Here is a 16,011-nt window from a genome sequence, read left to right as displayed (position 1 = left end):
TGGGCTGGGCGTGGAAGGACTTGTGGATGATGCGCCAGGCGCCGTCGCGCTTGAGGAGGGTGATGAAGTCGGTGATGCGGTGCGTGGGGCCGTCGAGGGTGAGGACGGCGACGCCAGCATCGCCCGCGACCTCCACGCGCTCGATGGTGCGCTTCGTCTGGGCGGCGGTCGGGGAGGGCTTGCCGGTGAAGCGCGCGGCGAACTCCTCCGCGCTGAGGGTGCTGATCTTGCCCTCGCGGATGAAGACGAGGTGGCCCTCGGGCCAGAAGGCGTCGCGGATGAGCTGCGCGTCCCCGGTGGCCTGGGCCTTGAGGTAGGCCTCGAGGGGGACGCGGGCGCCAGCGGCGTCCTCCGCGGCGAGGGCGACAGGGGCGGCGAGGAACAGGGCGATGACGGCGAACATGCGGATCATGGGAGGCTCCTGAAGGGGTTGCGACACTGAAGGTACGGCCCGGCCGACACGTGCGGCGGCACGGTTCTGCGAAGGTCCCGCGAGCGCCGGTGGGCTGCGCGGTACGGCGGTGAACGGGAGGGGAGGAGGGAAGACGCACCCGTGCCCCAGGGCCTTCAGGTCCGGGTCACCGCGTGCAGCGCGGACCCGAAGCGGCGCATGTCCTCCACGGTGCCGAGGGTGAGGCGGAACCAGTCCTCGGTGAGCGGCTGGTCCGGCGTCCAGGTGATGTGCAGCCCATGCGCCGCCAGACGTGGGGGCAGGTCGCGGCGGGAGGGGCCCGCCTGCACCCAGAGGAAGTTGCCGCCGTCCCCCACGTGCGCGAGCCCCGCGGCGTCGAGCGCCCGCACGGTGATGGCGCGAGCCTCCGCGATGCGCTTGCGCGTCAGGGCGACGAAGTCCGGGTCATCGAGGCTTGCCCCCGCCGCAGCGAGGGCGACCGGATTGGGCAAGGACATCCGCAGGCCGCGCAGGCGCTCGGCGATGGCGGGCGGGGCAAGCGCATAACCGACGCGCAGGCCCGCGAGCGCATACGCCTTGGAGAAGGTGCGCAGCACGATGACGTTCCGGCCCGCGCGGACCAGGTCCACCATGGACGGTGTCGTCGCGGGATCGAGGTACTCCACATACGCCTCGTCGACGAGGACGGTGGCGCGAGGAGAGACGGCCTCACAGAAGGCGCGCAGGCGCACCGGGTCGAGCACGGTGCCGGTGGGGCTGTTGGGATTGACGACATAGACGAGGCGCGTGCCGCTGCCCACGCGCGCCTCCATCGCCGCGAGGTCGTGGGCATGCCGGGCATCCAACGGCACGCGCACCACCTTGCCGCCGACGCGCTCGGCGTACAGGGGGAGCACGGGGAATGTGTTGTCGGCGCACACCACCTCGCCGCCATTGAGCCCGAAGGCGACGGCGGCGGTGGTGAGCACCTCCGTGGAGCCGGCGGTGAGCACCACCTGCGACGCATCCACGCCATGCAGCGTGCCGATGCGCCGGGCAAAGGCATCCGCCGACGCGCGGCCCGCGTAACGGTGGCCCAGGTGGGGCGCCGTGTCCCGGATGGCGCGCAGGGCGCCCGCGCAAGGGCCGGCGTTGTTCTCGTTGGCGAACAGGCGCACCGGCGCGCCAGCAGGGGCCCCCCGGGCGCGAGCCCCCGCGGCCAGCACGAACGATGGGCGAAGCGCGAGCGCCGCGGCGGTGGCGGTGGCGCCGGACAACAGCGCGCGGCGTGACGGAGTGGACTCGGACACGTGGGGCCTCCCTGGGAGACGCGGCCCGGCGGTGTCCGGGCAGCGCGCGGAAGGTACGGGCCCACGGACACGGGAAGCCGGCCTCCTCTGCCAATGCGCCCGAAGTCCCGGTGAAACGCCACGGACGACCGGCGAGCGTCGCCAGGTGGCCCTGCTCGCCCCAGGAGAGGAGTTCCGGATCGCGGAACGCAAACGGGTGGCGGGTCCTTCACATCCGTCAGGGAGGCATGGAATTCCGCTTTGACAAAGCTCCCTACGCTTTCGTAACTTACTTGACCGTAGGTCGGAAAACGCAAGGAGGCGCGCTTTGTCCTGGTTCCGTGCAATCGCTGTGTCTGCCGTTCTGGCGCTTTGTGTTGTCACCCCCCCCGTATTCGCGGCGTCCACGCGCGTCGTGGACATCTCCACGCGTGATGGCGTGGCGCTCAAGGGCCTTGTCTTCACGCCGGATGCGCCGGGGCGGCATCCGGCCATCGTCTTCATCACCAGCTGGGCGCTGCCCAACCTGGAGTACATCGTGCAGGCGCAGCAGTTCGCCAATGCCGGGTACGTGGTGGTGTCGTACACGCCGCGAGGCTTCTACGCGTCGGGGGGCGCCATCGACACGGCGGGCCCCAGGGACATCGGCGACCTGACCGAGGTCATCAACTGGACGCTCGCCAATACTCCCGCGGAGCCGACCCGCATCGGTGCGGCGGGTGTCTCCTATGGCGCGGGGATGGCGCTGATTGGCTCGGCCTTCGATTCGCGCATCCGCGCCGTGGCCGCGTTGAGCTGCTGGACGGACCTGCCGTATTCGTTGTTCGAGAACCAGACGCGCCATCTGCAGAGCGCCGCGCTCCTGGGGCTCTCCGCGGAGCTGACGGGGAAGCCCTCGGAGGAGCTGAAGCAGACGCTCTCCGACTTCTTCGCCAACCGGAACCTGGGCGGCGTCATCACCTATGCCCAGGCGCGCAGCGCCGCGACGTACCTGGACCGCATCAACGCCAACCGCCCGGCCATTCTCATGGCGAACGCGTACGGCGACAGCTTCTTCGGGCCGAACCAGTTGACGGACTTCTACACCCGCCTGTCGGGTCCGAAGCGGCTCGAGTTCCGCCCGGGTGACCACGCCATCCCCGAGCTGACCGGCATCCTCGGACTGCCCAATGACGCCTGGACGAGCATGCACCGCTGGTTTGATTACTACCTGCGCGGCGTGGACACCGGCATCGCTTCGGAGAACCCGGTCCAGCTCCAGCTCCGGGGCCAGAGCACCTATGAGTCGTACCCGTCGTGGAGCGCCGTCTCGAAGGGCACCGCGCGCTACAACCTGGGCGAGGTGCACTGGTGGAACAAGGAGGGCGACCTCGCGGCGGGCTCGCAGGCGGGCTGGAGCGCGACGATTGCCGCGGGCGATGACACCGTCGCCAACGGCGGCGTGGCGCTGCTGACCAACGGCGCGGAGGCCATCACCGGGGAGCCGGCCAAGGCGTGGATCCCCGCGGTGGACCGGGACAACGCGGGCCTCTGGCAGTCGGACTGGCTGTCAGCCCCGCAGCGCGTGCGCGGGGCCGCGCACCTCCGCCTGACCGTCACGCCGGGCAGCTCCGGGCAGACGACGGTCATCGCCTACCTCTACGACACGGACTGGGCCGGGACGGGGAGCCTCGTCACGCACGTCGCCGTGACGTTCCGGGACGCCGTGGCCGGCCAGGCCCGCGCCGTGGACGTGGACTTCCCGGCGACGGTCTACGATGTCCCGAGCGGCCACCGCCTCTCGCTCGTCATCGACACCGTGGATCCGCTCTACGCGGACAGGGCGCCGCTGTTCTCCACGGTGAAGTTCTCCTCTTCGTCGAGCAGCCCGTCCTACCTGACGCTGCCCCTGAAGTGACCTGCCGCGGCGACTTCACCGTCACCGTCACTCGGTGACGGTGAAGTGCACGGGGATGGCCTGCGCGGTGGAGTTGTGCCCCACCAGCGTGACCGTCGCTTCGTAGGTGCCCGGGGGGAGCTTGCCCTGGACGATGATGTGGAAGCGCTCGACCTTCCCCCGCTCCATCCAGATGGGGAAGGCGCGCGGGCAGGTGGTGAACAGGCACGAGAGCGCCTCCCCGAGCGCGATGAACGGCGACAGGGGCGCCAGGGTGATGGCCAGGAAGGGCGCGCCCATCCCAGCCTGCCCCGCCGTCGCCCAGAGTGAATCGAGGTAGGTCTCGACCTGGTCCAGCGGGACGCTGACCGCGTCCTTGCCGGTGCCCGTCACCTGGAGCTCGGAGAGCACGGCATCGCCCTTCAAGGTCTTCTCCCGGAAGACCACGGGGATCAGCACGCGCTGGTCCTTCTTCACCGTGACGGGCGCCGTGTCATGGGCAAGCTCCACGTCGGCCGGCAGGAGCATGGCCCCCTGTTGCGTCACCGCCTGGGTGAGCTGGAACGAGCCCTGGCTCTTCACGTTGCCGGGGCGCAGCGTCACCTGGGCCTCCTTGCCCTTGATCATGCTGGGCGGCTGAGTGGAGGCCGCAAGCTCCGGCGAGGCCAGGCTGCCGGTTTCCACCTGACCGCCGAGCGCGAACGCGGGGCTCTGGACGGTGCTCGTCGCCACCTGGATGACGGACTTCGCGTCCCAGTACAGCCGGTCCGCGGAAGCCACCGTCACGCTCCCGGTGATGGGCGTGTTGCCCGTGGCGGTGATGAGCAGGCCGCGGGTGAAGCCCGTGAGGGTGAGGTTGCTGGCCTGGATGACGGCCGCGTCGGAGAAGAAGAGGGACTTGTCCGTGCCGCTCCAGTCCTCGGGGAAGGTGGCGGTGGGGTTGGAGCCGGTGGTGTTGTCCTGGGTCGTCAACCCGACCACGGGCGTGGTGCCGCCGCTGGGGGGCTGCGTGTGCGCGGTGGCGGAGCTGACGTCGACACTGCCCAGCGTGCCGGCGGTGAACTGGATCTGCGGCCCCTCCAGCACCAGCAGTCCCGTCTGCGCGCCGACCTGGGCGTTGGTCAGGAAGATGCAACGCTGGTTGTTGGGGAAGACAGGCGCGGGCACCAGCACGCCCGGCGCATCCACCTGCGCCTGGCCTCGCGTGGTCAGGACCAGGGAGCTGCCGGAGAGCTCCACCGTGGAGGTGATGCCGGTGGGCTTGTCCTGGATGCCCCGCTTCCAGCGAGCCTCCAGCGCGTCGAGCGACTCTCCCGGCCTCCGGCTCTCCAGGTCATCCTGCTGCGGGGGGCCGTCCGCCGCGCCTCCTCCACAGCCCAGGGGGAGGGACAGGAAGACCGCCGCGTACGCCACGGCCAGGTATTTGTTCGAGACTCGCACGGTGGCTCCCTCATGGAAGGTCTTGCTTCCATGCAGTCTTGTCCGCTGCCGGTCTCTTTGGATCCCGCCCGACGGGGAGGCTCTCTCCGGCCGTCTTCTGGACAGGGGTGGTTTCCCGGGGCACATGTAACTACATCGATGGCCTCCCGACCGCCCCCCACGCGCGCCTCTTCCATCCGGACGCAGAAGACGAAGCAGTCCTCCTCGAAGCAGTCCTCCTCCGGCGCCCGGCGCGCCGTGGGGAAGCGCTCCGGACCGGGCTGGGGGCGCTGGGCGTTGGGCGGCTGGTTGATGCTCGTCCTGTGGCTCAGCGTGGAGTACGTGCGGCTGCCCGACGTGAGCACCCTGCGGACGCAGAACCCGCGCACCACCGCGCTCATGGCCCAGCGAGTGGAGGAGTCGCTCGAGGCGGGCAGGAAGCCCCGCGTGCGCCAGGCCTGGGTCCCCTTGAGCGCGGTGGCCCCGCACGTGGTGGACGCGGTGCTCATCTCCGAGGATGCGCGCTTCTACCGCCACGAGGGCGTGGACTGGACGGAGGTGGAGAACGCCTTCGAGCAGTCGGTGCGCGAGGCGCGGCTGGGGCGCGGCGCCTCCACCCTCACGCAGCAGCTGGCGAAGAACCTCTACCTCTCCACGGACCGCAGCCTGCTGCGCAAGGGCAAGGAGCTGCTGCTCGCCCGCAGGCTGGAGGCGGACCTGTCCAAGCAGCGCATCCTCGCGCTGTACGTGAACGTCGTGGAGTGGGGAGAGGGCGTCTACGGCATCGAGGCGGCGGCGCGCGAGCACTTCGGCGTCCCGGCGCGGTCGCTCAGCGTGGCGCAGGGCGCGATGCTCGCGGCCATGCTGCCCGCCCCGCGCCGCTGGCTGCCGGCCCTGCGGCCGGAGACCCTGCGCACCCGCGCCGGCGTCATCCTCGTGCGGCTGGAGCGCGAGGGGCGCATCAGCGCAGCGCAAGCCCGCGAAGCCCAGGCCGAACTCTCCCGCTTCTTCGGCGTCCCACCCGCGCCCGGCGTCGCGTCGGCGCCCATCGCCCGGCTGCCCGCGGGGAGCTGATCCGCGAGCGACGCGAACGCCTGCGCGCTGGCTTCCACGGCCGGGGTGCTACGTGCCGGGGCCCTGGAAGCCCTTCGCGCGGAAGGTCAGCACGAGCGTGTCCCGGTGCCCCTTGCCGTCGAGCGGCTGGATGGGCGTGCTCTCGTGAATCACGCGCTCGTCATCCAGCAGCAGCGCGGACCAGGGCTCGGTGAGCGTGAAGCGGAGGCCGTTCGGCCCCGCTGCCTCGAACACGCGCGTCTCTCCGCCCTTGATGCCTTCGCGGCCCGTGAGCAGCACGGCGACGAAGTCCACGCCGTCGCGGTGCGCTCCCTCGGGGGTCGGCCGGCCAATGCCATCCGTCGTGTCGATGCGGAACTGGTGCGCCTCGACGTACCAGGGCTGGGCGCTCTTCAGCGCGGAGCAGCACGCCCCCAGCTCGCCCAGCAACCGGGGCCACACGGGCTGTGAGACGACGGCGGGTGAAATCGGCTCGAACCAGCGCTCCAGCCCGCCGTGCAGCGCGTTGTACTCGACAGGCTGCCAGTGCGCGCGGTGCGGCACCTGGGAGACCGAGGCCCCGTCGACGACGAAGCATGAGTGCCGGCGCGTGCGATAGCGGCCGCCGTCCCGCAGGTACCCGTCGAGCGGCAGGTCGTCCCACGTCGGCAGCAACGCATCGAGCGAGGGGGCAGGCGTGCCCACCAGCTCGCACAGGCCCGCGCGGCTGAGGACGGCGTAGCCGCGCTCGCGGAGGACGGAGTGGACAGCCGAAGGAGGCGTGACGGGCGGTGAGAAGCTCATGGGCGCGTACAGGGGCGGTGTGGTGCACGCGGACCATGACGGCAGGGCGCGCACGTTGCAACCGCGCTGTCTCCGCCCGGCCGGGGAACTTTCTTCCGGAGGGGGTGAGGGAAATCCGCCCCGCATTTCGTTGATGCGCCAGACCCGGAAGAACGCACGGCGAACCCCGCGCGCTCCTCCGGATGCAACAGGCCATCCACGCCCCGCACGGGGGGAGACACCGACCATGGGATTCCGGAAGCAAACGCAGCAGTGGACGAGCGCGGCGCTCGCGGGGGCCCTGCTCCTGCCCGCGGCGGCGCTGGCGAACGAGACGCATGTCTACGGCATCGCCAACTTCGGAGGGGCAGGGCAGTGCAATGCCGACTCGCACTCCGTGCACACGAAGACGGCGGCGGAGTTCGCCGGCTACTTCAACGGGCTCGTGAACCAGGGGCTCTGGTCGGACGTCCGCACCCTCAACAACACCAGCGCGCGCACGGACCTCTGGACGGACCCGTCGAAGGGCTCGGTGACCAACGCGCAGGACGCCCAGGCCAACGCGGGCGTGGACGACGCGGACGTCCTCTTCGTGCACACCCATGGCGGCCACAACCTGGCGGACCTCCGGAGCTGGCTCGTGATGGGCAGCAACGCGGATGCGTGCTCCGCCATGACGGATGTCCACATGAGCCTGGGAAACGGGAAGCTGAACATCGCCGTCGTGAAGGCCTGTCAGTCGGGTGACTTCGAGGTCTGGAAGCAGGGCGGGTACCGGGAGCTGGTGACGAGCACCAGCGGCTTCTCCATGTGGAATGCCTTTCACGGTGACTCGTCGTGCGGCAACTTCGTGAAGCGCTACGTGAAACGCTACGCCGCGAACTCCCGGAGCGATGGCGTGGGCGAGAACTGGATTGACGAGGCCTACGACTGGGACATCGGCAAGAACAACGACGACTGCCCGGTGTCCATGGTCTTCGGTGAGACCAAGGCGCTGCGCCTGTCGATGTTCGAGAACGGCGGCTGGAGGGACCGCAAGAACACCGGACGCAAGACCAACTCCAGCTTCTTCTCCGTGTACGGCTGTGATCCCGACAACGGTCAGAAGCTCCCGGAAGAGTGACAGCCCCCTCCATCGCCCTCGCACAGAGAGAACGAAACGCCATGAAGACCCATCTGCTCTTCCGATTCCTGACCGTCCTTCCGCTCGCCGCCCTCCCGGGCTGTGACAGCAGTGAGCCCCTGCAGTCCGGAGCGCCCGCCGAGCCCGCCGCCCAGGTCGCCCGTGCGACCGTGGGCTTCATCTTCGACTCCACGGGGATCGCCACCCCGCCCACCGGCGGCATCCCCACCACGCTGCTGCCCCGCACCGCGTTCGATGACGCCATGCTGCAGCGGGGCCTGGTGGGAACGACCGAGCCCTTCACCGTGACGGAGGACCTGGGCACCCGCCGGGACCTGGAGTCGCAGGGCTGGAAGCTCGAGCGCGACCCGTCCGAAGGGCAGGTGCTGGTGCTGAACAAGGTCCCCAGTGGCCCGGCGACCCCGCAGGAGCCCGCCATCCTGCAGCGGACCGCCCTGGCCCGCCTGCAGCGCTGGGGCATCCCCACGGCGGAGCTGGGGCCCGTGCGGCAGGTGAAGTCCTTCCTCCAGAGCGAGGAGAACGGCGTGCTCGGAGCGCCCGAGGTCCACCGCCACAAGACCTTCGTGATGCGGGCCATCAATGGCATCCGCGTGGAGGGCCACCGCGCGGTGGTGTCCCACGGTGTGGATGGCAGCTTCCAGCGCGCGCTCATCAGCTGGCCGGCCCTGGCCCGCACGGGCCACCTGCTCCGCACGCGGCTGACCACGGCGGAGATCGAGCAGCGCGCCCGTGAGGCGCTGTGGGCGGAAGGGGAGACCGCGGGGAACGTGTATCTCTATTGGAAGTACGTGCCCACCCAGCTCAGCACGGGCGAATGGGCGCTGACGCTCCAGGTGGCCGCCGCGATGCCCTCGGTCACCGGCACGACGAGCACCGAGGAGCCGCGCGTCATCGACGTGGACGTGAGCGCCGTACCGTAGCGCCATACCCTGGCGCCCGGCCCCTGCTGGCCGGGCGCTACCGTGAAATCCTTCAATTGCAGTCATGACGAAATAGCCAGGGAATCTGTTGATTGGCGTTTACTGGGGTGGATTACCCAACCCTCTCTTCACCCCCGGGCCCTTCATGTCCTTGCGCCGTCTGTCCTTGTTGCTCGTTCCCGTCTGCGCCACCTGGCTGGGCTGCGCGGGAGCAGACCCCTCCGCTGAGGAAATGAACTCGCAGGAGGTCGTGCAGGCGGACCCTCGCGAGGGAACGGCGGTCTTCACCGACGAGCCGCTGCTGCCGGGCTGCGGTGAGGCCGACGGAGGCACGGACGCGGGGACGTTGGACACCTCCGTGCTGGTGACGGCCGACACCCGCTTCCACGCGAGCAACGGGACGGTGACGGCGGTCCCCAAGAGCCTGGCGGGCCAGGACCTGGAGCTGCTCATCCCCCAACCCAACGGCATCGGCTTCGACCGGCGCACGGGCACCCCGGTGACGGGGGGCATGCGCTTCGACAACGTGCCCCAGGGTGAGTACTTCCTGCGCTTGAGTCGCCACTACTTCCTGACCCGCGAGCGCCGCTTCGACCTGGGCGTCAACCGCGTGGGCCGCGCGGACGCCGTCCATCCCCCTTCCGTGGAACTGCCCGTGCAGGTGGACTTCTCCCAGCTCACGCCCTGGCAGCTCTACACGGGCCTCACCAACCCGGGCAGCTCCTTGCAGGTCACCAGCGGCGACGTGGACGTGTTGGCCAACCTGTACTTCTATTCGAGCGAGCCGCCCGAGGGCGCCACGTCCTACAGCTCCACGGACGGCTACATGGAGAACCCCATCACCCCGCTGCCCGTCCTGAGCGCGGCCAAGGGGGACCGGCTCTACGTCAACCAGCTCAGCGCGACGACGGCCGGGACGACGCCGAGCAGCGGCGCGCCGCTGACGTACGCCGCCGTGTCGAAGAGCCTGCACATGCCGGCATTTGACTACACGCCCGACGGCGCGTCGTTCCTGTCGCTCAGTGGCTTGATGCAGCAGCCGCCGCAGACCTCGTTCTCGCTGGAGTGGCGGCTGGCGGAGTTCACGCGCTGGCGCACGGACGCGAACCCGAGCGCGTCGCTCAACTACCCCGCGTTCTCGGTGGTGCCCGCGGCGAACGGGCTCCAGAACGGCTGGGTGGGCTACCAGGGGGAGCTGCTCGACATGTACCTGCCCCGGGGCGAGGACGGGGTCCTCACGCGCCGGCTCGCCTTCGGCAATCCCTATCCGTCCACCTGGGGCGTGGTGGGCAACGCGTCCTATTCGTTCCGGGCGTCCTCCGCGGTGGTCGTGAACGGCCGCACCTTCTACCCGAGCGGCAGCTTCTACATGACCGACCGGCTGGACCGGCTCGTCGCCGGGCCCATCCAGCCCGACATCTCGCCGCCGCGGGAGATGCGCATCGACGGAGTGGATGCCTATGTGTCGCGCCAGGTGGGCGCCAACCAGCCGGTGGTGAGCTGGAGGCCGCCCGTGCTGGGGACGCCGCGGGCCTACGTCGTGACGCTCGTGCTGCTGCCCACGGACAACTTCGTCACCGTGACGACGCGCTTCACCGTGCCGGGTGACCGCACGCAGCTGCGCCTGCCGCCGGACCTCCTGGCCCCCGGCTCCACGTACTACCTGCGCGTGGGGGCGGATGGCTCTCCGAACTACGAGCCCTGGCGCGCGCCCTACATCACCGCGGAGCTGCTGCCCAGCTCCCGCGCGGAGACGTTCAGCGCCGCGTTCACCACGCCGTAGCCCCCGCCGCGCCTGAAGCTCAGGGGACGTACCGATCGGCGGTGTTCAGCGCCGCGCCGCCGTCGGTGCCGCCGATGATGAGCACGCTGCCTGACTTCAGCTTCGTGGCCGTGTGAAAGGCACGCGTCGATGTCATGGGAGCGATGAGCTCCCAGACGCCATTCCTCCGGAGTATCTCCGCGGAGGCACGTGGCTTCGCGTAGGGGGTGGAATACCCGCCCGTCACCAGCAGCTCGTCCGAGGGCAAGTCAGTGGCCGTGTGGATGAAGCGGGCTTCCTTCATGAGTGCCTGGGGCGTCCACGAAGCGGTGCCCAGATCGAAGAGGTCCACTGCTCGGAGGACCGTTCCAGGTGAACCCTCGAGGGAGCCGGTGACCAGGACTTTTCCAGAGGGCAGCAGCGTCGAGGCGTGCCCGGCACGCCCATGGACCATCTGCTCCGCGATGAGTTGCCAGCCCCCCTCCGGATGGCTGTCGGTGTAGAGCTCGGCGGTTGGTTCCGCTCCACTGGCATTGTAGCCACCGATGGCCAATACCCAGTCAATGCCCTGCAAGGTGAGTGTCAGTCCGTTGCGTTTGGCATTCAGGTTCCCCGCGTTCGTCCACGTGTCATTGATCGGATCATAGAGCGCGGAGGTGTTCAGCCCATCGTCATCCGAGTACCCGCCACCCGCCACCAGCACCTTCCCCGAGGACAGCAGGACGGCGGCATGGCCGGAGCGTGCTCCGACGGGGATGGGACTGGCAGCCTTCCATTGATTCGCAACCGGGTCGTAGATTTCAGCGCTGCTCAGCGCGCCACCCGAGGGGCCCCGGCCACCGACCACCAGGACCCTGCCATCCTTCAACCGGGTGGCGGTGTGGTCCATGCGCGCCGTCCCGAGGCTCGGCCCCGGACTCCAGGTGTTGGATGAGACGGTGTAGAGCTCCGTCGTGTTCGTCTGGCTGCCCGCCGAGGCGGTACCCGTGGTGCTTCCGCCAACGACGAGCACCCGGCCGTTCTCCAGCTCCGTGGCCGTATGACTTGAGCGCCGCGTCTGCATCGGGGCCACGGGTTTCCATCCCGGCAGCTCGGGTCCGCCGCCATCGGGGGGGCCACCGTCCCCGCCGTCCATCCCACCGTCCCCGCCGTCTGGTTTACCGTCGCCGCCATCGGTGGGGCCACCGTCCCCGCCGTCCGGCCGACCTTCATCCACTCCTCCATCCAGGATGGCATTGCCGTCAGGGGCCGGATCCGCACCGCCTTCCTCGCAGATGTCCACGTTGTCGTCGCAGAACAGGCTCACCGCCCTGCCAACGTCGAGGCACGCAGTGACCTGGACGCTGAGCACCAGTACGCCAAGGACAGTCGAACGAAGCAGGGGTTTCACGGCCACCTCCCGGACACGAACACAGACGTTCCATTCATCCCGAGCTGCACGGGCACCGGCCTCTTCGGCGATCCCAGCAGGTACATCCCCGTGGAGGCGCCCAGCCCCACCAGGCCTCCCACCAGCAGCCCCACGGAGACCGTCTGCAGCCCGCGCGCGTTGTTCGCCACGCGCATGGCATCGGCCCGCGTGTGGATGTCTGTCGCGTGAGCCAGCTTCGACTTCTGTCCCTCCGCCAATCCCCAGGTGACGCCCGCCGCGACGACGAGGATCCCTCCCGCCACGGCGGGGATGAGCGCCCGGTCTTGCAAGGAAGCGCGCGAGCTGGACACCCCCGGCACCGGAGGGGATGCGGGCTCCGGGAGTGCCGTGGCGACGGCGGGGATCGGCTCCTGAAGCTCCTGTGTCCCCTCGGGGGCCTCCGGCTTCAGGGGCTCACGGTCTCCTCCCTGCGCGGCCAACTCGCCCAGGGCCCTCCGGCGCAGCGCTTCAAAGTGCCGCATCACCTTGGGCGAGACCTTCAGCGGCAACTTCGCCTCGGGGTTCAAGGAGAGGGCTGCCTTGAAGGCGGCTTCGGCGTCGCGCAACCTTCCGCTCAGCTCCGCGAGGATGACGCCCTGATAGAGCGACAGCAGCACCTCGTCCTCGGGCCCGCTCGACACCCTCTTGCCGTGGTCCACCTGCTCCAGGGCACGCTCGTAGTCGAGGTCCTCGATCAACACGTAGATGTTCACCGCGCAGCGGTGCACGTCAGGGGAGACCTCGCCTCGGGCCACCCCTGGGAGGAGAAAGAGCCCGACGAGCAGGGCCCAGGCACAGGTGCCTGGCCACCCCGGGGTGCTTGAAGAAAGGGCCCCGGCCTTGCCGTAGGTGGATGGACGCATCGCATGGTCTTTCATGGAGGGCTGGCCCTGTCGCCGGGTGCGGAGTCGCCTGCTACGTGGGCGTCATCGAGGAGGTGTCGCTGCCGTCCGGCATGGGGGGGACGGAGTCGAAGGGGGCCGCGTCGTAGGGCACCGGCTCGCCCACGGGGCTCCCCTCGAAGGGGGCCACCGCGTCGAGCGGAATGCCAGGCGCCCCTTCCGCACCGGCCGACTGGATGACCTCCTGCTGCGGCGGAGGCGTCAATCCCATCAGCTTCTCCAGGTCCACCTTCTGACCGGTGGCTTCGAAGACCGATTCGAACTCGTTCCTCGGCGGCTTCAGCTTGTCGAAGTCCTTCTGGCTGAAGGGCGGCGTCTTGCCTTCATCGAGGGCCGCCGCGTTCGCCTTGCGCATGGCCTTCTCGGCGCTGTTGGCCGCCTGGGTCGCCTTCTCCTCCGCCTCCTTGAGCTTCTGGGCCGCGCTCCTGGACGCCTCGTTGGCCTCCTTGAGCTTCTTCTCCGCGGCGGCGAGGGCGTCCTTCGACTTCTGGGCCTCCTCGGGCGTCTGTCCCGGCTTCTCCGCGGCCTTGCGGGCGTCGGCGACGCCCTTTTCCGCGGCGGCCTTCTGCCGGCGCGCGGAGTTCGCGTCGAGTCGGGCCTGCGACAGGGTGTCCCGGGCCTCCGTCGTCGCCTTGCGTTGGGCCTCGGCCGCGAGCCGCGCTGCCTCCGCCTTCTGACGGGCCGCCTCCGCGCGGCGCTGTGCCTCGGCGGGATCGACCTTCGAGGCACCCGAACCACCGACTCCTGACACTCCACCCATGGGCTCTCTCCTCTGGATTGGGGGGGCCATGCGTGGCCACCCGTGCCATCGAGGAGAAAGAGGGAGCGGGCTCGCGGGCGTCCCAGGAAATCGTCATCCGCCGGGACGAGCCACGTCCCGTGGCGGGCGGAGACAGCCCGCGTGCCCGCTCCCTCCGGACGCGCTCAGGGCGACCGGTGCTGCTTCGCCCAGGCCGCGACCTCCGGCGTGCGCTCCTCCACCCACTGGCGGAACTGCTTCTCCGGGGACTGGCCCGGGTTCGGGCCTCCCAGGGGAGGATGGCCGAAGAACAGGACATGGACCTCGGCCGCGAGCGTGCCCATGTCCACGCCGTGGGCCTTCGCCAGCCGTTCGAGGAACGTCGGGAAGTCCGCGCCCTTCATCCCCATCGCCTTGGCGCCCAGGCTCAGGCTGTCGAACTGGAGCGGTTCGCGCGCGAGCTCCGGGTGGTCGGTGATGAACGTCTGCACCTGCTCCGGCGACATGCGCGCCTCCTGCCGCAGCCGCTTGTCGAGGAGGTCCGGGCCCAGGTCGATGAGGTTCTGCGCCAGCTTCCCGTCCATGCCGCTCTGGGTGAGCAGGAGCACCTGGGCGCCGCGCGTGGAGTACTGGTCCGGGTCCAGGAACTTCAACGTGAGCCCGCCCAGGAACAGCGCGGCGCCGACGAGCTGGGCGCCGGGGATCCACTCGGTCAGCGCGCCTGCTGCCATGAGGACGGCGCCCACGGACTGGGCGCCGGACGCGCTCGCCTCCCAGTACTTGCCCTCCTTCACGGCCTGGAAGGACTGGATGCCGTCACCCACCGCGCCCAGCAGCGCGCCCGCGCCGGACGCCTTGCCGAGCACGTTGGAGAGGACCGGCGCCGCCTTGCCGAGCGCGGAGAGGATGACCGTCCCGCCGTCCCCGCCGACGCTGAGCCCGTCGCCGACGATCTTCAGCTTCGCGGCGAAGTCCGCCTGGTTCCAGCCCGCGGCGTCCCCCACGGCCGCCGACGCGGTGACGAGGACGCCCAGCCCGCGCAGCGCCTGGCCCTGGGGGGACTTCGGGTTGCCCGGCAGCCCCGTCTCCTGATTCTCCAGGAGGTCCTTCAGCGACTGCGTGATGCCCCGGACCTGCTCCTGCGTCGAGTCCGGTTTGATGCCGCGCAGCAGCTTGACGTACTGCTGCATGTCCTTCGGATTCATCCCGAAGAGGTGGGCGTTCTTCGCGAGCCCGTTGAAGACGGCCTCGGCGCCTCCCTTCGACTTCAAGCCGGCCGCGACGATGGCGCCCGAGCCCGCGCTCTTCACGAGCGCGAGGGCGAGCTTCTCGTCGAAGTCCTTCAGGTCCTTCAGCGTGCCGACGGTGTCGAGGAACGCGGGGCGGCCCTCGCCCTGGGCGGTGAGCTGGGAGGCGAGGTACTCCGCGCCGGACTGCGTCTCCGCCATGCGCGGCAGCTCGCGCGCGAGCGCCACGACCTCCGGGCCCTGCTCGCCCGAGGGCGGGCCGTCCGGGGCCGCGCGCCCCAGCAGGGTGCTCAGCCGCTCGAACTCCGCGAGGTCCTTCTTTCGCTCGGGGTCGTTCAGGTAGGTGTCGGTGAAGGCCTGCTGCTGCTCCGGGGTGAGGATCTTCGCCGGGCCGCTGAGCAGCTCCGTGAGCCGCTCCCGGTGCTGCTCCGCCTTGTCGGCGACCGCCGCGAACGGGGCGCGGAGCCCGTCGATGGCGCTCCACAACGTCTTGTGGATGGCCGCGGCATCCAGGCTGCGGGTGGGCCCCTTGAAGCCGGGCGGGAGGACCTCGCTCTTGTTCAGCGCGCGCTCCATGTCGAACGCGAGGCGCGAGCCGATGCCCATGTTGACGGCGGTCCGGATGGCGTGGCCCAGCGAGAGGTTGGCGAGCCCCGGCGGCGTGTCCCGCGCGAAGGCCTGGCCGACGAGGCCCGCGGTCGGCTCCCCCAGCCGCTCCGTGGCACGCGCCAGGCTGAGGTACGTCTTCTGCTCGATGACGGTCTCCGCCTCCGCCAGCTTCTCGAGCAGCGGCCGATCCCTCGCGAGGTCGGGGGCGCGCAGCGGCGGACGCGGGTGCAGCTTGCGGTCCGTCTCCGGTGACACCCCGGCGAAGAGCTGGCCCATCTTCGCGAGGGACGGCTCCGCGGCGCGGACGAACGCCTCCTGGTAGGTGGGGTCCGGGTTGCTGGCGATGAGCTGCTCGAACTGCGCGGCCCCTTGTTCCAGGCTGTTCTGGAGCGTGCCCGCCAGGAGCTTCGCGTCCTGCTGCGCACGCGTCTTCACGTCCGTGCCGGCCCCGCCCGCCCCAGCGACG

13 protein-coding genes are annotated in these 16,011 nt (G+C 70.2%); 5 read left to right on the top strand and 8 right to left on the bottom strand.

From position 1 onward, the window contains the following. Positions 1 to 412 (bottom strand): nuclear transport factor 2 family protein (locus tag D7X12_RS28370; RefSeq protein WP_120628391.1); only part of this gene is annotated, 412 nt, incomplete at its 3' end. Between the two features lie 155 nt (positions 413 to 567). Next, positions 568 to 1,701: a pyridoxal phosphate-dependent aminotransferase gene (locus D7X12_RS28365; RefSeq protein WP_158620138.1), complete on the bottom strand. Its 1,134-nt coding sequence runs from the start codon at positions 1,699 to 1,701 to the stop codon at positions 568 to 570. Positions 1,702 to 2,095: 394 nt separating this feature from the next. Here D7X12_RS28365 and D7X12_RS28360 point away from each other — a divergent pair, with 394 nt between their 5' ends. Further along, positions 2,096 to 3,577, top strand: coding sequence for a CocE/NonD family hydrolase (locus D7X12_RS28360; RefSeq protein ID WP_244224833.1), 1,482 nt, complete (start codon positions 2,096 to 2,098; stop codon positions 3,575 to 3,577). Between the two features lie 27 nt (positions 3,578 to 3,604). Here D7X12_RS28360 and D7X12_RS28355 read toward each other — a convergent pair whose 3' ends face one another. Further along, positions 3,605 to 4,996 carry a hypothetical protein gene (locus tag D7X12_RS28355; RefSeq protein ID WP_120628389.1) on the bottom strand — a complete coding sequence of 464 codons (1,392 nt, stop codon included), beginning with the start codon at positions 4,994 to 4,996 and terminating at the stop codon, positions 3,605 to 3,607. A 138-nt stretch (positions 4,997 to 5,134) separates the two neighbouring features. On the opposite strand from D7X12_RS28355, the gene mtgA reads away from it, so the two are divergent. After that, positions 5,135 to 6,049 (top strand): monofunctional biosynthetic peptidoglycan transglycosylase, encoded by a 915-nt coding sequence (gene mtgA, locus D7X12_RS28350; RefSeq protein WP_120628388.1) that lies wholly within the window; start codon positions 5,135 to 5,137, stop codon positions 6,047 to 6,049. A 48-nt stretch (positions 6,050 to 6,097) separates the two neighbouring features. On the opposite strand, the gene D7X12_RS28345 is transcribed toward mtgA, so the two are convergent. Then, positions 6,098 to 6,832: a 2OG-Fe dioxygenase family protein gene (locus tag D7X12_RS28345; protein ID WP_120628392.1), complete on the bottom strand. Its 735-nt coding sequence runs from the start codon at positions 6,830 to 6,832 to the stop codon at positions 6,098 to 6,100. Between the two features lie 226 nt (positions 6,833 to 7,058). Between D7X12_RS28345 and D7X12_RS28340 the strand changes: the two genes are divergently transcribed. From D7X12_RS28340 to D7X12_RS28330, 3 genes are all read left to right on the top strand, one after another. Continuing rightward, positions 7,059 to 7,934, top strand: coding sequence for a hypothetical protein (locus tag D7X12_RS28340; protein ID WP_120628387.1), 876 nt, complete (start codon positions 7,059 to 7,061; stop codon positions 7,932 to 7,934). 41 nt (positions 7,935 to 7,975) lie between these two features. Beyond that, a complete protein-coding gene (locus tag D7X12_RS28335; protein WP_120628386.1) occupies positions 7,976 to 8,875 on the top strand; it encodes a hypothetical protein in 900 nt (299 codons plus the stop codon). Positions 8,876 to 9,107: 232 nt separating this feature from the next. Beyond that, complete coding sequence (locus D7X12_RS28330) at positions 9,108 to 10,658, top strand: fibronectin type III domain-containing protein (RefSeq protein WP_120628385.1); 1,551 nt, start codon at positions 9,108 to 9,110, stop codon at positions 10,656 to 10,658. Positions 10,659 to 10,677: 19 nt separating this feature from the next. On the opposite strand, the gene D7X12_RS28325 is transcribed toward D7X12_RS28330, so the two are convergent. From D7X12_RS28325 to D7X12_RS28310, 4 genes are all read right to left on the bottom strand, one after another. Then, positions 10,678 to 11,943: a Kelch repeat-containing protein gene (locus tag D7X12_RS28325; RefSeq protein WP_244224832.1), complete on the bottom strand. Its 1,266-nt coding sequence runs from the start codon at positions 11,941 to 11,943 to the stop codon at positions 10,678 to 10,680. An 80-nt stretch (positions 11,944 to 12,023) separates the two neighbouring features. Continuing rightward, entirely contained in the window at positions 12,024 to 12,911 is an 888-nt protein-coding gene (locus D7X12_RS28320) for a hypothetical protein (protein ID WP_244224831.1), read from the bottom strand. A gap of 52 nt (positions 12,912 to 12,963) precedes the next feature. After that, complete coding sequence (locus D7X12_RS28315) at positions 12,964 to 13,710, bottom strand: hypothetical protein (protein ID WP_244224830.1); 747 nt, start codon at positions 13,708 to 13,710, stop codon at positions 12,964 to 12,966. Positions 13,711 to 13,874: 164 nt separating this feature from the next. Continuing rightward, on the bottom strand, positions 13,875 to 16,011 hold a 2,137-nt coding region (locus D7X12_RS28310; protein ID WP_208719342.1), incomplete at its 5' end, for a hypothetical protein.

Origin of the sequence: Corallococcus sicarius (assembly GCF_003611735.1) — a bacterium.
Classification (GTDB): domain Bacteria; phylum Myxococcota; class Myxococcia; order Myxococcales; family Myxococcaceae; genus Corallococcus; species Corallococcus sicarius.
The sequence above is the reverse complement of the archived record's forward strand: the minus strand, read 5'-3'. Positions and strand labels throughout refer to the sequence as shown.

What these genes read in the sequence shown, in the direction of transcription:
- mtgA (WP_120628388.1), top strand. Translation starts at nt 5,135, where the DNA reads ATGGCCTCCCGACCGCCCCCCACGCGCGCCTCTTCCATCCGGACGCAG.
- D7X12_RS28345 (WP_120628392.1), bottom strand. Translation starts at nt 6,832, where the DNA reads ATGAGCTTCTCACCGCCCGTCACGCCTCCTTCGGCTGTCCACTCCGTC.
- D7X12_RS28335 (WP_120628386.1), top strand. Translation starts at nt 7,976, where the DNA reads ATGAAGACCCATCTGCTCTTCCGATTCCTGACCGTCCTTCCGCTCGCC.
- D7X12_RS28320 (WP_244224831.1), bottom strand. Translation starts at nt 12,911, where the DNA reads ATGCGTCCATCCACCTACGGCAAGGCCGGGGCCCTTTCTTCAAGCACC.
- D7X12_RS28330 (WP_120628385.1), top strand. Translation starts at nt 9,108, where the DNA reads ATGAACTCGCAGGAGGTCGTGCAGGCGGACCCTCGCGAGGGAACGGCG.
- D7X12_RS28340 (WP_120628387.1), top strand. Translation starts at nt 7,059, where the DNA reads ATGGGATTCCGGAAGCAAACGCAGCAGTGGACGAGCGCGGCGCTCGCG.
- D7X12_RS28315 (WP_244224830.1), bottom strand. Translation starts at nt 13,710, where the DNA reads ATGGGTGGAGTGTCAGGAGTCGGTGGTTCGGGTGCCTCGAAGGTCGAT.